Annotated in this window: 16 protein-coding genes; 11 read left to right on the top strand and 5 right to left on the bottom strand. The window is 66.0% G+C overall.

Annotated features, from left to right (window positions below; all coding sequences use genetic code 11):
• Window positions 1-17 precede the first annotated feature (17 nt).
• The 11 genes from FJ988_RS11380 (at window position 18) to FJ988_RS11330 (ending at window position 15,052) form a co-directional block, all read left to right on the top strand.
• On the top strand, window positions 18-419 hold the full coding sequence (locus FJ988_RS11380) for a PTS sugar transporter subunit IIA (RefSeq protein WP_140817535.1): 402 nt from the start codon (window positions 18-20) through the stop codon (window positions 417-419).
• Window positions 416-712, top strand: a complete 297-nt coding sequence (locus tag FJ988_RS11375) for an HPr family phosphocarrier protein (RefSeq protein WP_140817532.1) — start codon at window positions 416-418, stop codon at window positions 710-712. Before FJ988_RS11380 ends, FJ988_RS11375 begins: the two co-directional genes overlap by 4 nt.
• Window positions 713-881: 169 nt before the next feature.
• Window positions 882-2,282 (top strand): adenosylhomocysteinase, encoded by a 1,401-nt coding sequence (gene ahcY / locus FJ988_RS11370; protein WP_140817530.1) that lies wholly within the window; start codon window positions 882-884, stop codon window positions 2,280-2,282.
• Window positions 2,283-2,472: 190 nt separating this feature from the next.
• Complete coding sequence (locus FJ988_RS11365; RefSeq protein WP_140817528.1) at window positions 2,473-5,049, top strand: PAS domain-containing sensor histidine kinase; 2,577 nt, start codon at window positions 2,473-2,475, stop codon at window positions 5,047-5,049.
• Window positions 5,050-5,057: 8 nt separating this feature from the next.
• Window positions 5,058-6,569, top strand: coding sequence for a tRNA (adenosine(37)-N6)-threonylcarbamoyltransferase complex ATPase subunit type 1 TsaE (gene tsaE, locus FJ988_RS11360; RefSeq protein WP_140817526.1), 1,512 nt, complete (start codon window positions 5,058-5,060; stop codon window positions 6,567-6,569).
• Window positions 6,566-7,288 carry a nucleotidyltransferase family protein gene (locus FJ988_RS11355; protein ID WP_140817524.1) on the top strand — a complete coding sequence of 241 codons (723 nt, stop codon included), beginning with the start codon at window positions 6,566-6,568 and terminating at the stop codon, window positions 7,286-7,288. The genes tsaE and FJ988_RS11355 overlap by 4 nt, the downstream gene beginning before the upstream one ends.
• Window positions 7,285-10,404 carry a double-strand break repair protein AddB gene (gene addB / locus FJ988_RS11350; protein WP_140817521.1) on the top strand — a complete coding sequence of 1,040 codons (3,120 nt, stop codon included), beginning with the start codon at window positions 7,285-7,287 and terminating at the stop codon, window positions 10,402-10,404. The genes FJ988_RS11355 and addB overlap by 4 nt, the downstream gene beginning before the upstream one ends.
• Entirely contained in the window at window positions 10,401-13,913 is a 3,513-nt protein-coding gene (addA, locus tag FJ988_RS11345) for a double-strand break repair helicase AddA (RefSeq protein WP_140817519.1), read from the top strand. The genes addB and addA overlap by 4 nt, the downstream gene beginning before the upstream one ends.
• A gap of 74 nt (window positions 13,914-13,987) precedes the next feature.
• Window positions 13,988-14,311 carry a thioredoxin gene (trxA, locus tag FJ988_RS11340; RefSeq protein ID WP_140817516.1) on the top strand — a complete coding sequence of 108 codons (324 nt, stop codon included), beginning with the start codon at window positions 13,988-13,990 and terminating at the stop codon, window positions 14,309-14,311.
• Window positions 14,312-14,446: 135 nt separating this feature from the next.
• A complete protein-coding gene (locus tag FJ988_RS11335) occupies window positions 14,447-14,728 on the top strand; it encodes a cupin domain-containing protein (RefSeq protein ID WP_140817514.1) in 282 nt (93 codons plus the stop codon).
• 66 nt (window positions 14,729-14,794) lie between these two features.
• A complete protein-coding gene (locus FJ988_RS11330; RefSeq protein WP_140817511.1) occupies window positions 14,795-15,052 on the top strand; it encodes a type II toxin-antitoxin system VapB family antitoxin in 258 nt (85 codons plus the stop codon).
• Between the two features lie 5 nt (window positions 15,053-15,057).
• Here FJ988_RS11330 and FJ988_RS11325 read toward each other — a convergent pair whose 3' ends face one another.
• From FJ988_RS11325 to trpB, 5 genes are all read right to left on the bottom strand, one after another.
• Window positions 15,058-15,477: a VOC family protein gene (locus FJ988_RS11325; RefSeq protein WP_140817509.1), complete on the bottom strand. Its 420-nt coding sequence runs from the start codon at window positions 15,475-15,477 to the stop codon at window positions 15,058-15,060.
• 32 nt (window positions 15,478-15,509) lie between these two features.
• A complete protein-coding gene (locus tag FJ988_RS11320) occupies window positions 15,510-16,835 on the bottom strand; it encodes a folylpolyglutamate synthase/dihydrofolate synthase family protein (RefSeq protein ID WP_140817507.1) in 1,326 nt (441 codons plus the stop codon).
• 119 nt (window positions 16,836-16,954) lie between these two features.
• Window positions 16,955-17,881, bottom strand: a complete 927-nt coding sequence (gene accD / locus FJ988_RS11315) for an acetyl-CoA carboxylase, carboxyltransferase subunit beta (protein ID WP_140817505.1) — start codon at window positions 17,879-17,881, stop codon at window positions 16,955-16,957.
• Between the two features lie 95 nt (window positions 17,882-17,976).
• Window positions 17,977-18,816, bottom strand: a complete 840-nt coding sequence (gene trpA / locus FJ988_RS11310) for a tryptophan synthase subunit alpha (protein ID WP_140817502.1) — start codon at window positions 18,814-18,816, stop codon at window positions 17,977-17,979.
• Between the two features lie 61 nt (window positions 18,817-18,877).
• Window positions 18,878-20,098, bottom strand: a complete 1,221-nt coding sequence (gene trpB / locus FJ988_RS11305; protein ID WP_140817500.1) for a tryptophan synthase subunit beta — start codon at window positions 20,096-20,098, stop codon at window positions 18,878-18,880.
• Window positions 20,099-20,124 lie beyond the last annotated feature (26 nt).

Below are 20,124 nucleotides of genomic sequence, written 5' to 3'. Positions count from 1 at the left end.
ACGGGAGCCACCAGAGAATGATCGGACTCGTGCTCGTGACGCACGGTCAACTCGCCACCGAGTTCCGGCATGCGGTAGAGCATGTGGTCGGGCCGCAGGACAATTTCGAGACCGTAGCGATCGGCGCGGACGACGACATGGAGAAGCGGCGCGCCGACATCGTCGACGCCGTGGCGCGGGTCGACACCGGAACCGGCGTCATCGTGCTCACCGACATGTTCGGCGGCACACCTTCGAACCTCGCCATCTCGGTGATGGAATCGGGCCGCACCGAAGTGATCGCCGGCATGAACCTGCCGATGCTGATCAAGCTGTCCTCCGTGCGCAAAGGCGACAACATGGCCGCCGCGCTCGACGAGGCGCAGGCCGCTGGCCGCAAATACATCAACGTCGCCAGCCAGCTCCTGAGCAGCAAATGAACGCCACCGCGCCGGAAAAGGACGAGGTCGTGCGGGAATTCCCGATCGTCAACCAGCGCGGCCTGCATGCGCGCGCCTCGGCCAAGTTCGTCCAGGTCGCAAGCGGCTTCGACGCCACCATCCATGTCGAGAAGGACGGTGTGAAGGTCGGCGGCACCTCGATCATGGGGCTGATGATGCTGGCCGCCAGCCCCGGCTATTCGATCCGCGTCATGGCCAGCGGGCCGGACGCCGTGCCGGCGATGGACGCGCTGGAGCAGCTGGTGGCGTCGCGCTTCGGCGAAGAAATCTAAGGTTTTCCGCATTCGATGTAGCGCCGTTGAACATATGCGCGCATAAAGATTTCTTTATATCCCATTGTCGTCCGGCAGCCGATCTGCTAGTCAGGCCCGCAACCGCGCCCTTCCATGCGCCTTCCGGCGCCGGCGCGCTTTTGAGAAAAAATCACACCGGAGCACTGCCATGACGGGTAGCAAGGACTATGTGATCGCCGACATCTCGCTTGCCGGCTGGGGCCGCAAGGAGATCGAGATCGCCGAAACCGAAATGCCGGGCCTGATGGCCTGCCGCGAGGAATTCGGCGCCAAGAAGCCGCTCAAGGGCGCGCGCATCACCGGCTCGCTGCATATGACCATCCAGACGGCGGTGCTGATCGAGACGCTGAAGGCGCTGGGCGCCGACATCCGCTGGGCTTCCTGCAACATCTTCTCGACGCAGGACCATGCGGCGGCCGCCATCGCCGAGGCCGGCATCCCGGTCTTCGCCATCAAGGGCGAGTCGCTGGAGGACTATTGGGACTACACCGACCGCATCTTCCAGTGGACCGATGGCGGCACCTCCAACATGATCCTCGATGACGGCGGCGACGCCACCATGTACATCCTGCTCGGCGCGCGGGCCGAAGCCGGCGAGGACGTGCTGTCCAATCCCGGCAGCGAGGAGGAAGAGATCCTGTTCGCCCAGATCAAGAAGCGCCTGAAGGCCTCGCCCGGCTTCTTCACCAAGCAGCGGGACGCGATCCGCGGCGTCACCGAGGAGACCACCACGGGCGTCAACCGGCTCTACCAGTTGCAGAAGAAGGGCCTGCTGCCCTTCCCGGCGATCAACGTCAACGATTCCGTCACCAAGTCGAAATTCGACAACAAATATGGCTGCAAGGAATCGCTGGTCGACGGCATCCGCCGCGGCACCGATACGATGATGGCCGGCAAGGTCGCCGTGGTCTGCGGCTACGGCGATGTCGGCAAGGGCTCGTCGGCCTCGCTGCGCGGCGCCGGCGCCCGCGTCAAGGTCACCGAGGTCGACCCGATCTGCGCGCTGCAGGCGGCGATGGACGGCTATGAGGTGGTCACGCTGGAAGATGCCGCGCCCAGCGCCGACATCGTCATCACCACCACCGGCAACAAGGATGTCGTCACCCTCGACCATATGCGGTCGATGAAGGACATGGTGATCGTCGGCAATATCGGCCACTTCGACAACGAGATCCAGGTCGCCTCGCTGCGCAATCTGAAATGGACCAACGTCAAGCCGCAGGTCGACCTGATCACCTTCCCGGACGGCAAGCGCATGATCCTTCTGTCCGAGGGACGCCTGCTCAATCTCGGCAACGCGACCGGACATCCGAGCTTCGTCATGTCGGCCTCCTTCACCAACCAGGTGCTGGCGCAGATCGAGCTTTTCGCCAAGCACGGCCAGTATCAGAACCAGGTCTATGTGCTGCCCAAGCACCTCGACGAGAAGGTCGCGCGGCTGCATCTCGACAAGCTTGGCGCCAAGCTGACCGAACTGTCGGGCGAACAGGCCGCCTATATCGGCGTGACGCCGCAGGGCCCGTATAAGCCCGAACACTACCGCTATTAACCAAATCGAAATTTTCTACCACATATTGAAGCCGGGCGATTGACTTTCCGCCCGGCTTTATTTTTTGCGCGGTGATTCTTCACGCCGATTCCGGCTCGCGTTATTGTTGTGATTCGCGGTCCAGGGGCATCGAGGGGCCGGGGACGCATTCAGGGCGGTCTTGCATTCAAGCGGCGAAGAGGACCAAGACATGCCGGGGGATTACCCGCCAAGCGCGGGACAGGCCGTTTCCGGCGGCCAGACGGATTCGAGGAACAGCGGCACCGCCGCCAATGGCGACGGTTTTCGATGGCGCGCGCGTCGCATGGGCGCGCTTCTCGGCGTCACGGCGCTTGCCGGACCGCTGCTCAGCTTTGCCGCGCGCGCCGATACGGGCTCGAAGGCGGGGTCTTACGTCAACACCGCCGAGGTCATGCAGCTCGCCATGTTCGTCGGCGTCATGGGCGCTGCCCTGCTCTCGGCCATCTTCCTGATCCGCGAGCGCGCCCGCACCACCTCGCAGAACGCGCAGCTCCGGGCGCGCATCGCCGACGTCAATGCCGCGCTGCAGCGCTCCGAGTCGCTGCTCAACCTGCGCGACCAGCGCGTGATCGTCTGGAGCACGGAGAACAAGAAAGCCGAACTGATCGGCAGCCTGCCGCTGGAAAGCGGCGCGCCCGACGACCGCTCCGCCTTCCTCGCCTTCGGCCGCTGGCTGATGCCGCGCTCGGCCGCGGCACTCGAGCACGCGGTCGCGGCGCTGCGCGAGCAGGCCAAGGCCTTCGACCTCGTCATCGAGACACAGGCCGGCATGCCGCTCGAAGTGCATGGCCGCAAGAGCGCCGCGCATGTGCTGGTGCGCTTCATCTCGCTTTCGGAGACGCTGCGCAACCAGGCCCGGCTGAAGATCGAGAACCAGCGGCTCAGCGCCGACTATGACACGATGCTCGGCCTGCTCGACGCCCTGAAGATGCCGGCATGGCTGCGCGCCGCCGACGGGCGGCTGCAATGGGTCAACCGCGCCTATGCCGACGCGGTGGAAGCGGAAAGCGCGACCGCGGCCATCCGCGAAGCCAAGGAGTTCCTTGGCGGCCAGGCGCGCGAGCAGATCGCCGAGCAGCATAAGACGCGTCCCGTCTTCGAACAGACACTCTCCACCGTGATCGAAGGCGATCGCCGGGTCTTCGCGGTTACCGATTTCGCCGGCGCCGACGGCTCGGCGGGACTTGCCTGCGACACAAGTGCTGCCGAGACGATCCGCGCCGAGTACGAGCGCACCGTGCGCAGCCACGCCGACACGCTCGACCAGCTGAACACCGCGGTGGCGATCTTCGACACCGACGAGAAGCTGCGCTTCTTCAACCAGGCTTTCCAAAAGCTGTGGGGTCTCGATTCGGGCTTCCTGCTCAGCGCCCCCTCCAACACGCTGCTGCTCGACCGGCTGCGCAGCGAGGGCAAGATCGCGGAACAACCGGAATGGCGGCGCTGGAAGGAGAATCTGCTCGGCGCCTACCGCGCCGTCGAATCGCAGGAGCATTGGTGGCATCTGCCGGACGGCAAGACGATCCGCGTGGTGGCCAACCCGCAGCCGAAAGGCGGCGTCACCTGGGTGTTCGAGAACCTGACCGAGAAGATGGACCTCGAAAGCCGCTACCAGACCGCCGTGCGGGTCCAGGGCGAGACGCTGGACAACCTCGCCGAGGGTGTGGTGGTGTTCGGGCCGGACGGCCGGCTGCGGCTGTCCAACCCTGCTTTCGTCTCGCTGTGGGGGCTGACGGCCGAGGACGTCAAGCAGAGCGTCCATGTCTCGGCGATCCGCGATCTCTGCGACCAGCGCGCCGGCGAGAGCCCGTGGAGCGGCTTCGTCGCCGCCGTCACCGGGTTCGACGAGGAGCGCCGCGACCGCCGCGGCCAGACCGAACTGAAGAACGGCAACGTGCTGAGCTACGCGGTGATCCATCTGCCCAACGGGCAGGTGATGATCACCTTCGTCGACGTCACCGACACGGTCAATGTCGAGCGGGCGCTGAAGGACCGCAACGAGGCGCTGGAGAAATCCGACCTGCTGAAGAACGAGTTCGTGCAGCATGTTTCCTACGAACTGCGCTCGCCACTGACCAACATTATCGGCTTCACCGAGCTTCTGTCGCTGCCAGTCACCGGGCCGCTGACATCCAAGCAGCGCGAATATGTCGAGCATGTCGGCTCGTCATCCTCGGTGCTGCTCACCATCGTCAACGACATACTCGACCTTGCCACGGTCGATGCCGGCATCATGCAGCTCGACATTTCCGAGATGAACATCGACCGCACGATCGCCGCGGCCGCCGAGCTGGTCGCCGACCGGCTGGACGAGCACCGGATCAAGCTCGAGATCGATGCGGCCGAGGCGCCGGCGAGCTTCCATGGCGACGAGACCCGCATCCGCCAGATTCTCTACAATCTGTTGAGCAACGCGGCGAACTACGCGCCGGAGGCGAGCACGATCCGGCTGACCTGCCGCCGCCTGACCGACGGCGTCGAGTTCTCGGTGCATGATGACGGCCCCGGCATGCCGCCGGACGTGCTGGAATCGGTGTTCCGCCGCTTCGAGCCGCGCACCAATGGCGGGCGGCGGCGCGGCGCCGGGCTGGGGCTCTCGATCGTCAAGAGCTTCGTCGAACTGCATGGCGGCACCGTGCGCATCGAGACCGGCAAGGACAAGGGCACCACGGTCATCTGCACCTTCCCGGACAAGCCATCCGGAATCCCGGACACGCCGGCGGGCATCCGCGACGCGGCCGAGTAGCGGGCCGTATGACGCAGACGATGCTGGAGCGTTTTCTAGCCGACGAGGCGGCAACGGCAAGGCTTGGCGAGGATCTCGCCATGGCGCTGCGCGCCGGCGATGCGATCGCGCTCAAGGGCGATCTCGGCGCCGGCAAGTCGACGCTGGCGCGCGCGCTGATCCGGGCGCTGGCCGACGATGCCGGCCTCGAAGTGCCTAGCCCGACCTTCACGCTGGTGCAGAGCTACGAAACGCGCGTTCCGGTCAGCCATTTCGACCTCTACCGTCTCGCCTCACCGGACGAGCTCGACGAGCTGGGCCTCGAAGACGCGCTGGCGCAGGGCGCGGCGCTGATCGAATGGCCGGAACGCGCCGGCGACCGCTTGCCGGCAAACGCGCTTTGGGTCGAGCTTGCCGAGCAAGGCGAAGGCCGCGTCGCAAGGCTGTCCGGACAGGGGCCGGTCTTCGAGCGTGCGGCGCGATCGCTGGCCATGCGCGACTTTCTTGACTACGCCGGCTGGGGCGATGCCAGCCGACGCTATTTCGTCGGCGACGCCTCGGCGCGCTCCTACGAGATCGTCTCACTGCCCGGCCAGGCGCCACGTGTGCTGATGAACTCGCCGCGCCTCGTGCTCGGTCCGCCGGTGCGCGACGGCAAGCCTTATGCGGTGATCGCCCATACCGCACAGTCCGTCGCCGCTTTCGTCGCCATCGACCGGGCATTGCTTGCCGCCGGGGTCAGCGTGCCGGTGATCCACGCGCAGGACCTCGACCAGGGTTTTCTGCTCATCGAGCATCTCGGCTCGGAAGGCTTTCTGGGCAGCGATGGCCAGCCGATCGCCGAGCGCTACGAGGCGGCGGCGGAGCTGCTCGCCATGATGCATGACGAGGCCTGGCCCGAGCATATGGAGGCCGCGCCCGGCGTGTTCCACGACGTGCCGCCCTTCGACCGCGACGCCATGCTGATCGAGGCCGATCTTCTGGTCGACTGGTATGTGCCCTGGATCACCGGCAAGCCGGCAAACGACGATTTGCGGGCCGGCTATCATGCGGCGTGGAATGCGGTGCTCGACCGCCTCGCGGGCAGCGAGTACACGCTGATGCTGCGCGACTTCCATTCGCCCAACATCATCTGGCGCGCTGAACGTAACGGCCTCGACCGGCTCGGCATCGTCGATGTCCAGGATGCGCTGATCGGCCCGGCCGCCTATGACGTCGCCTCGCTGGCCATGGATGCTCGCGTCACCGTTTCGCCCGAGATCGAGCGGCGAACTTTCGCGGCCTATGTCGCGGCGCGGCGCAGTGCCGGAGCCTTCGACGAGGCCACTTTCGCCGAGGCCTATGCAATCATGGCGGCGCAGCGTAATTCGAAGATCCTCGGCATTTTCGTGCGGCTCGAAAAGCGCGACGGCAAACCCTATTATCTGAAACACCTGCCGCGCATCCGCGATTATCTGAGGCGGGCACTGGCGCATCCGGAGCTCAGCAAGCTGAAGGACTTTTACATGGCCCACGGGCTGCTCGAGGAACGCGCGCCATGAAGCCGACGACCGCAATGGTGCTGGCGGCCGGCCTCGGCAAGCGCATGCGGCCGATCACCGACACGATGCCGAAGCCGCTGGTCAAGATCGCCGGCAAGACGCTGCTCGATTGGGGGCTGGACAGCCTGCAGGCCGCCGGCATCGGCAAGGCCGTCGTCAACGTGCATTACCTGCCGGAGCAGATCACCGCCCATGTCGCCGGCCGCAAGGCGCCTAAGATCGTCATTTCCGACGAGCGCGAGGGCTTGCTGGATTCGGCAGGCGGCATCGTCAAGGCGCTACCGCTGCTGGGCAGCGAGCCGTTCTACATCATCAATGCCGACACATTCTGGATCGACGGCGGCCAGCCCAGCCTCGACCGTCTCGCCCTTGCATGGGATGCCGGGAGAATGGATATTCTCTTGATGCTTGCCGATCTCGACTCAGCGACGGGGCACGGCGTCGGCACGGACTTCCTGGTCGCGCCGGATGGCGCACTGCGCCGCTCGAAAGGCGACCCTGCTGGATTGATCTATGCAGGTGCCGCGATCATCCATCCGCGCATCTTCAAGAACGCCCCCGCAGGCCCGCATTCGCTCAATGCCTATTTCGACACGGCGATCGCCGCCGGGCGGTTGTTCGGCATGCAGATGCGCGGCCGCTGGATCACCGTCGGCACGCCGGACGCGATCCCTGCTGCCGAAGCCGCCGTGACCGGCGCGCTCGCGAAAGCGGTATGAGCGGCGCGCGCCGCGTTCTTTCCATCCCATCCGGAGCGCCGTTCCTGCCGACTCTGGCGGGGGCGTTGCTCGACGGCCGCCTGATCCCCGGTTTCCGCTTCGACGGCGACCCGCTGGCGCTGGCCGACGCCACCATCTATGTGCCGACGCGGCGCGCCGCGCGCGCCTTGCGCGGCGTCTTCGTCGAAGTATTGGGCCGGCGCTCGGCCATCCTGCCGACGGTGCGACCGCTGGGCGAATTCGACGAGGACGAAGCGGCTTTCGACGCCGAAGCGGCTCCGGCCATCGAGCTGACGCCGCCGATCGGCGCGCAGGAGCGGCTGCTTTTGCTGGCGCCGCTGGTGCGCGCCTGGAAGGAAAGCCTGCCGGCGCATGTCAGGCAGCGCTTCAACGAGGAATTCGTGGTGCCGACCTCGGCCGCCGACGCCATCTGGCTGGCGCGCGACCTCGCCCGGCTGATGGACGAGATCGAGACCGAGGGTACGGATTGGGCGAAGCTCGCGGCGCTGGTACCCGGCAATCTCGCCGGATGGTGGCAGGTGACGCTGGATTTCCTCGGCATTGTCACCGACAACTGGCCGGAGTTGCTGAAGGAGCGCAACCGCTCCAACCCGGCCGCGCATCGCAGCGCGCTGATCAAGCTGGAAGCGGCGCGACTGAAGCGCAATCCGCCTGCGGGACCGGTTATCGCGGCCGGTTCGACCGGCTCCATTCCCGCCACCGCCGAGCTGCTCGGCGTCATCGCCGGCCTGCCCAACGGCGCCGTTGTGCTGCCAGGGCTCGACCGCGAACTGGACGATGCGTCTTTCGCGGCGATAACGGCGCCCGGCGCGCGTCCGGCAACGCTCGGCCATCCGCAATATGGCCTGGCAAAACTGATCGGCGGCATCGGCATGCCGCGCCGCGATGTCGAGGAGATCGGCGCGGCGACAACGCCGCTCGCGCTGCGCGCGGCGTTGGTCGGCGAAGCGCTGCGGCCGGCCGAGACGACCGAGCACTGGACGGAGACGCGGCCGCGATTTTCAGCCGATGACATCGAACAGGCGCTGGCCGGCGTGACGCTGGTGGAAGCCGCCAACGAACGCGACGAAGCCGCCGCGATCGCCATTGCGCTGAAGCGCGCCGTCGAGATACCCGGCAAGCGCGCCGCGCTCGTCACCGGCGACCGCGCGCTGGCGCGGCGTGTGTCGGCCGAGCTGTTGCGTTTCGGCGTCGTCGCCGACGATTCCGGCGGCGCACCGCTCACCAACACGCCGGTGGCGACGCTGCTCAGGCTGGCGCTGCAGGCCGCGTTCCGGCCTGGCGATCCGGTCGGGCTCTTGTCGCTGCTCAACCACCCGTTGCTTGGCCTTGGTCTCGAGCGCCAGATGGTGCGCAAGGCGGCCGAGCTTGTCGAGCTTGTGGCCCTGCGCGGCGGCACCGGCCGCCCCGATATAGCCATGCTCGACGCGCTGTTCGAAACCCGGCTCGCCGGATTGAGCGGCGACAGCCGCCAGCCCTTCTGGTTTTCGCGGCTCAGCGTGCGCGCGATCGAGCAGTCGCGCGATATGCTTAGCCGCCTTACCGATGCGCTCTCCGCGCTTACGGCGATCCGCGAGGAAAAGGATGCCGACATCGCGACGCTGACGCGCGCCAGCGCCGCTGTACTGGAGGCGCTTGGTCGCGCGGCCGACGGCAGCGTGACGGCGCTCTATAACGGCGACGCCGGCGAGGAGCTGGCCGAGCTGTTGCGCGGACTGGTGGCCGTGTCCTCACCCTTCACTTTTCCCGCCAGCGAATGGCCGGATGTGATGGACGCGCTGATCGCGCCGGAGACCGTGAAGCCGGCGCAAGGCACCGACCGCAACATCGCCATCTGGGGCGCGCTGGAAGCCCGCCTGCAAAGCGTCGATACGCTGGTCATCGGCGGGCTCAATGAAGGGGTGTGGCCGCGCAAGCCGGAGAGCGACCGCTTCATGTCGCGGCTGATGAAGACCGGCATCGACCTCGAGCCGCCGGAACGGCGCATCGGCCTTGCGGCACACGACTTCCAGATGGCGATGGGTACCAAAGAGGTGGTGCTGACGCGGGCGGCGCGCTCCGGCGACGCACCGGCGGTGCCTTCGCGCTGGCTGCAACGCATGCTGACCTTCATCGGCAAAGGTGAGGCGACCGCGCTCCGCAGGCGCGGCGATGCGCTGCTCGGCTGGGCGCGCGCGCTGGACGCCGGCGACAAGAAGGATTTTGCGCCACGCCCGCAGCCGAAGCCGCCGCTCAGCCTGCGTCCAGGGCATTTTTCCGTCACAGAGATCGAGACGCTGCGCCGCGATCCATACGCGGTCTATGCCCGCCGCATCCTCGGCCTGATGCCGCTCGAACCCCTGATCCGCGACCCGGGCGCCGCCGAGCGCGGCACGCTGTTCCACGAGATCCTGCATCTGTTTTCGCGGCGGGTGGAAGACCCGCGCGCGCCGGGCGCGCTCGAAGCCCTTATCGAGGCGGGGCGGGTTTGCTTTGCCGACGCAGCGCTTCCGCCAGACATCGCGGCGGTGTGGTGGCCGCGCTTCGAAAAGCTCGCGGCCAGCATCGTCGAATGGGAGCATACGCGCGCCGATACGGTCGCCCGGCGCCATGCGGAAGAACGCGCCGAAAAGACCGTCGTCGGGCGTACCGGCGTGACGCTGTCCGGCTATGCCGACCGTGTCGACCTGCTTTTCGGCGGCATGGCCGACATCCTCGACTACAAGACAGGCTCCTCGCCCTCCAAGGCGCAGGCGCACACGCTTTTATCGCCGCAGCTGGCGCTCGAAGGCGCGTTGCTCAGGCGCGGCGCCTTCAAGGAACTCGGCATCCGCGAACCTTCGCAACTGGCCTTCGTTCGGCTGAAGCCGAATGGCGAGGTGTTCGAGGAATCGATCCTCGAATACAACCGCAAGCCCCGCACCGCCAACGACCTGTCGGAGGAAGCCTGGGCGCGGCTGGAGCGGCTGTTGTTCCACTATGCCGATCCGACCACCGGCTATCTGTCGCGCGCGCTGCCGTTCCGCGAGGGCGACGCCGATGGCGATTACGACCATCTGGCGCGCGTGCTCGAATGGTCGGCCGGCGGCGCCAGCGAAGATGAGGCGGACGGATGAAGTATCCGATCCCCACAGATACCGCCGCCAGCCAGGCGCGCGCTTCCGATCCGGCGAATTCGGCCTGGGTGTCGGCCAATGCCGGCTCGGGCAAGACGCATGTGCTGGCGCAGCGCGTCATTCGACTTCTGCTCAACGGCACCGATCCGTCGAAGATCCTGTGCCTGACTTACACGCGGGCGGCGGCCGCCAACATGTCGAACCGGGTGTTCTCGACGCTGTCGGAGTGGACGGCGCTGCCGGACGGCGAGTTGGCGGCGAAGATCGCGGCGCTCGACGGGCATGCCGCTGACCGCGACACCATGCGGCGCGCGCGCCGGCTGTTCGCCGAGGCGCTCGAGACGCCGGGCGGGTTGAAGATCCAGACCATCCACGCCTTCTGCGAATCGGTGCTGCACCAGTTCCCGCTCGAAGCCAACATCCCGGCGCATTTCGAGATGCTCGATCCGCAGATGGAAGCCTCGCTGTTCGGCGATGCCCGCCGCGACATGATCTCGGGGGCAGGCGCCGGCGTCGAAGGCCTGGCGGAAGCCTTTGCCATGGTTCTGGAACGCGGTGGCGAATTCGGGCTCGACACGCTGCTTGCCGAAATCGTCAACAAGCGCGACGAGTTGCGCGGCTTCATCGCCAGGCTGGGCAAGGAACGGGGTTTCCGGTCGCTATTCGCCGAATTCGGCTTCCAGCCTGCGGAGACGGCTGACGACATCGCCGCTTCCATCTGGCCGCTACCGGGTTTTTCGCCTGACCAGTTCGCCGAATTCGCGCGTGCCGCCGAGGCCGTCGACGCGAAACAGGTGCTGAACAATGTGCTGCCTTATGCACGGGGCGCCTTTGCCGAAGCCGATCCGATCCGGCGGCTGCGGCTGCTCGCCAAGGCCTTCCTGCGCTCGGATGGCGACCCCTACGACCCGCCCAAGATCTTCAGGAAGGCGCTGGTCGACCAACTGCCCGACCTGGCCGAACGCTATCTCAAGGCGGCCAAGGCGATCCTCGACGTCTCCGACCGGCTGGCGCTGTTTCGCATGATCGAAGGCACGGCGGCCGCGCTGACGGTCGCCGGCTGGCTGATCGCGCGCTACGAGCAGTTGAAGCGCGGGCGTGGCTTCCTCGACTTCAACGACCTCATCACCCGCACGGTCAGCCTGCTCTCGCGCCCGGATGCCGGGCCGTGGGTGCAATACAAGCTCGACCAGGGCATCGACCACATCCTGCTCGACGAGGCGCAGGACACCAGCCCCGACCAATGGGAGGTGGTGAAGAAGCTGACCGAAGAGTTCTTCGCCGGACTCGGCCAGCGCGAGGCGGTGCGGCGCACGGTGTTCGCCGTCGGCGACGAAAAACAGTCGATCTATTCGTTCCAGGGCGCCGCACCCGATTCCTTTGCCGACAGCCGACTTCTGTTTGCCGGCCGCGTGCGCGACGCGGAAGCCGCCTTCGCCAATCTCAAGCTCACCTGGTCGTTCCGTTCGAGCGACGATGTGCTCGCCGCCGTCGACCGCGTCTTTGCCGAACCGGGCGTGCGGCGCGGCATCAGCCACGATCCCGATCCGCTGAAACACCAGGCGATCCGCATCGACGCGCCGGGTTATGTCGAGGTGTGGCCGTCGGTCGGCGCCGAGATGGTCGAGGAGCCGGACGACTGGACCTTGCCGGTCAACCATGCCAGCGCGCCGGCGGTGCGCGTCGCCGAACATGTGGCGACGACCATCCAGAACTGGCTCAAGCAAGGCGAGACGATCGAAGGCAAGGGCAGGAAACTGACCGCCGGCGACATCCTCGTCCTGGTGCGCAAGCGCGACCGCTTTGTCCATGCGCTGTCGCGCAGCCTGAAGAACCGGCAGATCCCGGTTGCCGGCGCGGACAGGTTGAGCTTGCCCGGCCATATCGCCGTGCAGGACCTGATCGCGCTCGGGCATTTCCTGATCCAGCCGGAAGACGATCTTTCGCTGGCCGCCGTGCTGCGCAGCCCGATCTTCGAGGTTTCGGAGGACACGCTTTTGGCGCTTGGCGGCGAGCGGGCGAAGGGCCAATCGCTGATCGCCTCGCTGCGGCAGCATGCGGCCGGCGACGAGGCCCTGGCCGCCGTGGTTAGCCGGCTCGACGCCTGGGCGAACGAAGTCGCCTTCAAGCCGGTGTTCGAATTCTATGCCGCCCTTCTGGCCCGCGACGGGCTGCGCCGAAAAATGACGGCGCGGCTCGGGCCGGAGGCCGGCGACATCCTCGACGAGTTCCTGAGCTTCTGCCTCGCCGAGGAGCGCACCGGACTGCCGGGGCTGGAAGCTTTCCTGTCGACGCTGGAAAACGCCGGCCCGGAGATCAAACGCGAAATGGACCAGACCCGCGACGAGGTGCGCGTCATGACCGTGCACGCCGCCAAGGGTCTCGAAGCGCCGGTGGTGTTCCTGGTCGATGGCGGCTCGGCGCCGTTCAGCGACCAGCATCTGCCGCGGCTGATGCCGTTCGAGAGCTCGGGATCCCAATGGAAGGGCAAGGGCTATCTGTGGCGCTCGGCCAGCGACGTCGCCAATGGCGTCTCCCGCGCCGCCTCGGCCCGGGCGCGCGAGCTCGCCGACGACGAATACCGGCGGCTGCTCTATGTCGGCATGACGCGCGCCGAGGACCGGCTGGTCGTCTGCGGCTATCACGGCAAAAGGCAGCCGAGCTCCGGCACCTGGCATTCGATCGTCAGCCGGGCGCTCAGCGGCGCGCCGGAAAGCACAGAACGCCGTCATCCGGCGACAGCCGATATAGGCGTGCATCGCTTCCACATGACCAAGCTGCCGCCGGTGGCGCTCGCCGCGGGTACGGTGGAGAGCCCGATCGAGCATTCGTTGCCCTTGCCGGACGGCCTGTCCCGGCCGCTGCCGCCTTACGAGGACCTGCCTCGGCCGCTGTCGCCATCCGGCGCCTCGGCGCTGATCGACGAGGCGAACGAAGCATTGCCGGACACGCGCTCGCCGGTGCTCGACGCCCAGGCCGAACCCCGCTTCGCGGTGGTGCGGGGCCTTACCCTGCACAAATTGCTGCAAATGCTGCCCGGCATCGCCGAGGAGGAAAGACGCGGCGCGGCGGAACGCTACCTGGCGCGGGCAGGCACCGATTGGCCGCAGGCCGAACGCGACAAGGCGCTGGATGCGGTGCTTTCGATCCTGTCCGACAGCCGCTTCGGCGCGATCTTTTCGCCAGCCTCGCGCGCCGAGGTGGCGGTGATGGGCAGCCTGGAGGTGAAGGGCAGGCTGCGCTCGATCTCCGGCAAGATCGACCGTCTGGCAGTGACGCCGGAAAAGGTCCTTATTGTCGACTACAAGACCAACCGGCCGGCGCCCGATAGCCTGACGCAGGTGCCGCCGGCCTACATCCTGCAGCTGGCGCTCTATCGCGCGCTGCTGCAGCCGCTCTATCCGGGCCGCGCGGTGACGGCGGCACTGTTGTTCACCGAGGCGCCGCGCCTGATCGAACTGCCGGCAGCGGCCATGGACGATGCCCTTGCCCGACTCACGGCAGCGTGACACAAGAACTGCTTGAATAGTGCCGCCACAACCACCACATTTGGTGCAACCCGAGTTTTCGAAAGGATTTCAGCATGGCCACCGTCAAGGTCGACAAGGGCAGTTTCCAGGCCGATGTGCTCAACGCCAAGGAGCCGGTCGTGGTGGATTTCTGGGCGGAATGGTGCGGCCCGTGCAAGATGATCGGCCCGTCGCTGGAAGAGATCGCCAAGGAGCTGGGCTCCAAGGTCAAGATCGCCAAGCTCAACATCGACGAGAATCCCGAGCTTGCCGCCCAGTTCGGCGTGCGCTCGATTCCGACGCTGATGATCTTCAAGGGCGGCGAAGTGGCCGACATCAAGGTCGGTGCCCTGCCGAAAACCGCGCTGTCGCACTGGATCAATGGCAGCCTCGCCTGAGCCAAGCGCAAGTTTCCAAGATCAAGCCCGGCCATCGCGCCGGGCTTTTCTTTGGCGTCATGGCTGATGGCGCCCTGGCCCTGCCGCTTCGGCACGCCATCTCCTTTCCTGTGTGCCAGGACAAAGGAGAGCTTCATGACCGGATCCGCCAAGGCCACCGTCTTCATCGACAATGAGCGCGTCATCGTAACCGAGTACCGCTTCCAGCCCGGCGACAACACCGGCTGGCACCGGCACGGCCATGACTATGTCGTGGTGCCGCTGATGGACGGCAAGGTGAAGCTGTTGACCAAGGACGGCGAATCCTTCGCCGAGATGAAACAGGGCGCCCCCTATTTCCGCCGGGAAGGCGTCGAGCACGACGTCATCAACGCCAATGACGGCGAATATGCTTTCATCGAGATCGAGCTGAAGTGAGCTGGATGGCTAGCCATCTTGATGGCTGGTTCTGTCGGTATCTATTTCCGGCAAGCGGAGTTTCAAATGGCCGAACCAAAGCTGTCAGTTCGTAGCGCGAAAGCACGGGACCTTGCTCATCGCCTTGCGCGTCGCGAGAACCGTTCCATAACAGACGTCGTCGAACGCGCGCTTGAATACTATGAGAACCGGGAAGCTGGGCGCGAACCTGCGTCCACCTTCTACACTCGCCTAGCTGCAACCTGCGGGACCGACATCGATCTGGCGAAAATCATCCGCGAAGACCGAGGGCTCGAGCAGATCTCGAACCGATCAATCAGCTGAATTAGTCACCAGTCGGCGACGCGATCCTCGCCGGTGAACTGCGCGCTTTTGGCGGTGTATTGGAACAGCTCGATCCGCACGCCGTTGGGGTCGGCGATCCAGGCTTGGAAAGTGTCGTCGCAGGCGAGCTTCTTCGGCGTCACCGTGACGCCCTTCGAGCGGATATGGGAGATCGCGGCGTCGATATCTTCCACCTCCAGGCAGAAGTGGTTGATCTGGTTGCGGTCGCTGTAGCTGGCCTCGCTCTTCTCGAACACCTCGACATGGCTGCGGCCGCCGCAATCCAGATAGAAGCCGAAGACCTTGCCGTCGCGCAGGAAGTTGAAGCGCGTGTCCATGCCGAGCACATCGCGGTAGAAGGCGCGCGTCGCCTTCAGGTCATGCGCGAAGATGCAGACATGGGCGAGCTGGTTGACCTTGATCATGGCCGATTCCTTTCGACCCCCGCCGAAAGGTTTCAGGTTGGCGGCGTGCCGTTCTCGGCCAGCACCTCGCCGGCGAAATAGAGCGAGCCGCCGATCAGGATTCGCGGCGCCGGGCCGTCCCATGAATCGCGCAACAGCATCAGCGCGCTGGCGACCGAACTGACCGGCTCGGCCGACAGACCGGCTTCCTCGGCGCGCAGCGCCAATTCGTCGTTTGGCACGCCGGATTCGCTGTTGGCGACCGGCACCGTGTAGACATGCCGGGCAAGGCCCTTGAAGGCGCTGAAATAGCCAGTCTGGTCCTTGGTGTTGATCATGCCGGAGATCAGGATCAGCGGCCTTGGATGCTTCTCCTCCTGCTCGGCCAGCGCCTCGGCGATGACGATGCCGGCGCCCGGGTTGTGGCCGCCATCCAGCCAGATCTCGGCGCCCTTCGGCGCGAAGTCGACCAGTTTGCCTTGTGTCAGCTTCTGCATGCGCGCCGGCCAGGCGACATGCGTCATCGCCCGCTCGGCGGCGCGGTGGCCGATCTCGAAGCCGGCCGCCTTGATCGCGGCGATCGCCGCGGCGGCGTTGGCGAACTGGTGACGTCCGGGCAGGCGCGGCACAGGCAGGTCCATCAGTCCGTCCTCGTCCTGATAGACCATGCGGCCGTTTTCCTCGAAGGCGAGGAAATCCTGGCCGTAGACCACCGTCGGGCAATCCAGCCGCTCGGCGGTTTCGATCAGCACCTGCAGCGCGGTCTCGCTTTCCTGGGCGCCGATCACCACCGGGCAGCCGCGCTTCATGATGCCGGCCTTTTCGGCGGCGATCAGCTCGACGCGATCGCCGAGATAGGCCTCATGGTCCATCGATATCGGCATGATCACCGACACGGCCGGGCGCGCGACTACATTGGTGGCGTCGAAGCGGCCGCCGAGCCCCACTTCGATGATCGCCGCTTCCGCCGGATGCTCGGAAAACAGGATGAAGGTGACGGCGGAAAGGATCTCGAAGACGGTGATCTTCTGGCCTTCATTGGCCTTGGCGACACGGGCGATGGCTTCGGCGAAGACGTCGTCCTCGACCAGCCTGCCGCCACCTTCGGCCGCCAGCCGGTAGCGCTCGGCCCAATTGACCAGATGCGGCGAGGTGTGGACATGGACGAGATGACCCGCGGCCTCCAGCAGCGCCCGCGAGAAGGCGGCGCAGGAGCCCTTGCCGTTGGTGCCGGCGATATGGATGACCGGCGGCAGCCGGTCCTGCGGGTTGCCGAGGCGCTCGAGCAGGCGGGTGATGCGGTCCAGCGAAAGGTCGAAACCCTTCGGATGCAGCGTCATCAGATGTTCGATTTCGCGGTCGGCGGCGAGCGTTGTCATGGCGGAATCCTAGCGCGCAATTCCAAAACCGGGAATCGGTTTCGAAAAGACCATGTGCTGCTCGAAGCTACAGCACGTACTGCGCAGCGCAATAAGGGGTTGCGGCGAACGATGTCGCTTCAGGCGTGCGGCCGCGCGTCGCCGTTGACCACCGCGGGCGGCAGGATTTCCGGCTCCAGCGGCTTCTGCGCTTCCGGCATCTTGAGCAGCATCTTCAAAAGCCGGGAGATGGTCGAGCGCATTTCCAGGCGCGACACGACCATGTCGACCATGCCGTGCTCCATCAGATATTCGGCGCGCTGGAACCCGTCGGGCAGCTTTTCGCGAATGGTCTGCTCGATGACGCGCGGGCCGGCGAAGCCGATCAGCGCGCCGGGCTCGGCGATGTGGACGTCGCCCAGCATGGCGTAGGAAGCGGTGACGCCGCCGGTGGTCGGGTTGGTCAGCACGACGATATAGGGCAGGCCGGCTTCCTTCAGCCGGTCGACGCCGACCGTGGTGCGCGGCAATTGCATCAGCGAAAGAATCCCTTCCTGCATGCGCGCGCCGCCGGAGGCGGCGAACAGGATCAGCGGCCGCTTGCGCTGCAGCGCGACCTCGAAGGCATGCACGATGGCGTCGCCCGCGGCCATGCCGAGCGAGCCGCCCATGAAGGCGAAATCCTGCACGGTGACGACGACCGGCAGGCCGTCGATGCTGCCCAGCGCATTGACGATCGCATCCTCGAGCCCGGTCTTGGCCTTGGCGTCCTTCAGGCGGTCGGTGTAGCGCTTCTCATCGCGGAATCTCAGCGGATCCTGCACGACCTTGGGGTTGTCCAGCGTCTCGTATTTGCCGTCGTCGAAGAAATAGCGCAGCCGCTCCTTGGCCGAGATCTTCATGTGGTGGCCGGAGGCCGGGATGACGAACTGGTTGGATTCGAGATCCTTGTGGAAGATCATCTCGCCGGTCTCGGGATCCTTGATCCAGAGGTTCTCCGGCATCTCGGCGCGGCGGCCGAGCATCGAATTGATCTTCGGGCGGACGTAATTGGTGATCCAGTTCATGGCTTCGGCTCCTGTCCTGGAAGAGACTTCGAGCAATTCAGGAAAAATCTGTGGCGGTTTTCCGTCCGGAATTGCTTGGCAAACAGATAGTCAGGCTATTCGGCGGCAGCAAGGCGTGCCGCGCGCACGCCCTGTGCAAGGCCGCTTACCAGCGTGGCGACGGCTTCGGCCGGATCGGCGGTCTTTTCGCCCTTCGGCCCCAGCACATTGGCGACCGCGTTGACGATCGCCGTGCCGACCACGACGCCGTCGGCCGAGGCGCCGATGACGCGCGCCTGCTCGGCGGTCTTGACGCCGAAGCCGACGCAGACCGGCAGCGCCGTATGGCCCTTGATGCGCGTGACCGCCGCCGAGACCTTGGCGGTGTCGGCCAAGGCCGAGCCGGTGATACCGGTCATCGACACGTAGTAGACGAAGCCGGAGGTGTTCTCCAAAACCTTGGGCAGGCGCTTGTCGTCGGTGGTCGGCGTCGCCAGGCGGATGAAGTTGACACCGGCCTTCAGCGCCGGAATGCAGAGCTCCTCGTCCATCTCCGGCGGCAGGTCGACGACGATCAGCCCGTCGATGCCGCTGGCCTTGGCATCGGTGAGGAAGCGGTCGACGCCGTAGATGTAGATCGGGTTGTAATAGCCCATCAGCACTATCGGCGTGTCGTTGTCGACGGCGCGGAATTCCGAGGCCATCTTCAGCGTCCTGGCCAGCGTCTGGCCGGCCTTCAGCGCGCGCAGGCCCGCCGCCTGGATGGCCGGACCGTCGGCCATCGGGTCGGAGAAGGGCATGCCGAGCTCGATGACGTCGCTGCCTGAAACGGGCAGCGCCTTCATGATCGACAGCGAGGTCTCATAGTCGGGGTCGCCGCCCATGATGTAGGTGACGAGCGCCGGGCGGCCCTCGGCTTTCAGCTTCGCCATGCGGCGGTCGATGCGGGTGGTCATTTCTGGCCCTTTGGATAAATGTTGCTCACAATCAACTCCCAAGTCGAACTGTCCAAAGGGCCTAGATCTCCATGCCCAGCATGTTGGCCACCGTATGCACGTCCTTGTCGCCGCGGCCGGACAGGTTGACGATGACGAGCTGGTCCTTGTCCATCTTGGGCACGATCTTCATCGCATGGGCGATGGCATGCGCCGATTCCAGCGCCGGAATGATGCCTTCGACGCGGGTGGTGAGCTGGAAGGCCTCCAGCGCCTCGTCGTCGAGGATCGGCTCATACTGCACGCGGCCCGAATCGCGCAGCCAGGAATGTTCCGGGCCGACGCCCGGGTAGTCGAGGCCGGCCGAGATCGAATGGCCGTCGAGGATCTGGCCGTCGGCATTCTGCAACAGATAGGTGCGGTTGCCGTGCAGCACGCCGGGCTTGCCGGCATTCATCGAGGCGCAGTGCTCGATGCCGTCCAGGCCGCGCCCGCCAGCCTCGATGCCGATGATGCGGACATCCTTGTCGTCGAGGAAAGGATGGAACAGGCCGATGGCGTTGGAGCCGCCGCCGACCGCGGCGATGATGACGTCGGGCAGCCGGCCTTCCTGCTCCAGCATCTGGGCGCGGGCTTCCGAGCCGATCACCGACTGGAAGTCGCGTACCAGCTCCGGATAGGGATGCGGACCGGCGGCGGTGCCGATCAGGTAATAGGTGTCCTCGACATTGGTGACCCAGTCGCGCAGCGCCTCGTTCATCGCGTCCTTCAGAGTGCCGTGACCGGCGGTGACCGGCCGTACCTCGGCGCCGAGCAGCTTCATGCGAAAGACGTTCGGGCTCTGGCGGGCGACGTCGGTGGCGCCCATGTAGACCACGCAAGGATAGCCGAAGCGCGCCGCGACGGTGGCGGAAGCGACGCCATGCTGGCCGGCGCCGGTCTCGGCGATGATGCGCTTCTTGCCCATGCGCTTGGCGAGCAGGATCTGGCCGAGGCAGTTGTTGATCTTGTGCGAGCCGGTGTGGTTCAGGTCCTCGCGCTTGAAATAGACTTTGGCGCCGCCGAGATGCTTCGTCAGGCCTTCGGCGAAATAAAGCTTCGACGGCCGGCCGGCATAGTGGGTGGAGAGGTTCTGCAACTCGGCCTTGAACTCGGGATCGGTCTTGGCCTTGTTCCACTGCTCTTCCAGATCGAGGATCAGCGGCATCAGCGTTTCGGCAACGAAACGACCGCCGAAAATGCCGAACATTCCCTGCTCGTCGGGTCCGGTGCGGAAGGAATTGGGCATAGCCGGCTTGTTCATCGCCGATCTCCTAGTGTGAATTGCGC

The organism is Mesorhizobium sp. CU3 (assembly GCF_006442965.1).
Taxonomy (GTDB): Bacteria; Pseudomonadota; Alphaproteobacteria; order Rhizobiales; family Rhizobiaceae; genus Mesorhizobium.
The sequence above is the reverse complement of the archived record's forward strand: the minus strand, read 5'-3'. Positions and strand labels throughout refer to the sequence as shown.